Source organism: Microcystis sp. M53598_WE2, assembly GCF_030067735.1.
GTDB classification, from domain to species: Bacteria; Cyanobacteriota; Cyanobacteriia; order Cyanobacteriales; family Microcystaceae; genus Microcystis; species Microcystis aeruginosa.
The window spans coordinates 1-1,231 of record NZ_JASJFE010000902.1 but is presented as its reverse complement, the minus strand read 5'-3'; the positions used below and the strand labels follow the sequence as shown (position 1 = coordinate 1,231).

The window sequence follows — 1,231 nt, the reverse complement described above, 5'->3', positions numbered from 1 at the left end:
TTGGGTAAACCAACACTACAAATTTTAGGCGTTTTACCTTCCAAAATTTCTACCCACGCTCAATACTTAAAATATAATTTCCCCAAACAAAAACAAGTGATTCCAGACAAGTATGGTTTACCCTTGATGGAATCAATTATCTCGGAAAGAATGCCTTTATCTCGCTGTATAAATCAATACGTTACTGTGGGAGATTTAGAAATTCCTGCCCCCCAATCTATAATCGATTATGCCGAACATCAAGCTGATGCGGGAGTGTCAGCAGCAGAATTTGAAGCCTTAGCACTGGAAGTTTTAGCTAAAATAGGAGTTAAATAAATGTGGAAATTTTTACGAGTCGATATTACTGATATTAATCCTTCTGTTCCCAGAGAAACCTTCTCCGAAACTGAATTGGAGAATTTAGCCAATCTTATTATTGAAATGGGTGGACTTATTCGCCCTGCTATTCTCAAAAAAGCTGATAATAAAAAAGTTGATGTACGTTATAATATTATCAGTGGAGATTTAGAATATTATGCTTCTGTTATCGCCAATCAGAAAGTTCCTGACATCGAGATGATTAACGCTTTTGTGGTTGATAAAGAAGCGGAGAATATCGCTTTACAGCAAATACAGTTATTATCTCCTTCTCCTGGGTTAATTACCACGCCTGAAAAAACAGATAATCCTCTAGAATTGAGGGTGAGTAATCTTGAAAAACGATTAGAAACCCAGTTACAAGCAATCCGAGAGGAGTACCAAAAAGAAATCAAAAGACTGGAAGAAAAAATTATTATTCTTCCTCCTCCTCCTCCTGCTTCTAAGTCGATTTTAGAGCTTTTGAATACCTGTGATGCTAATCAACTTAAAAAAGCGGGAATTCCACCTGCATCTGTTAATGACTTTCTGAAAAAACGTTCAGAAAAGCCCTTTGATTCTTTGGAAGATGTCCTAAATCGCCCGGTGTCAGGAGTTAAAGAGAAAAGATTAATTAAGCTTGTCGATTATTTGCTGACTTCTAACTGATTTTTTAGGGTGTGTTGAGCTACTTTAACACACCCTACCGATGGATGTTATAATAATGGAAGATCAGGAGAAATTGCTGATCCGATAGCGGGCAAAGATTAACTAAGTAGGTAGGTGTTAAAAATTGTCAGACACCCCCCTTATCAAGGGGGGCAGGGGGGATCCCCCCGCCTATCGGCACCCCCCTTAATAAGGGGGGCAGGGGCAGGGGGGATCAAACCCC

1 protein-coding gene and 1 pseudogene are annotated in these 1,231 nt (G+C 39.1%); both read left to right on the top strand.

Annotated features, from left to right (window positions below; all coding sequences use genetic code 11):
- Nucleotides 1-318 (top strand): annotated as a pseudogene (locus PX636_RS18405) (ParA family protein); the annotation flags it as partial.
- A complete protein-coding gene (locus PX636_RS18400; RefSeq protein ID WP_288118211.1) occupies nt 319-1,008 on the top strand; it encodes a ParB N-terminal domain-containing protein in 690 nt (229 codons plus the stop codon).
- Nucleotides 1,009-1,231: the final 223 nt, after the last annotated feature.

Bases quoted from the DNA above. Each gene is read 5' to 3' on its own strand.
- PX636_RS18400 (WP_288118211.1), top strand. From the start codon at position 319: ATGTGGAAATTTTTACGAGTCGATATTACTGATATTAATCCTTCTGTT.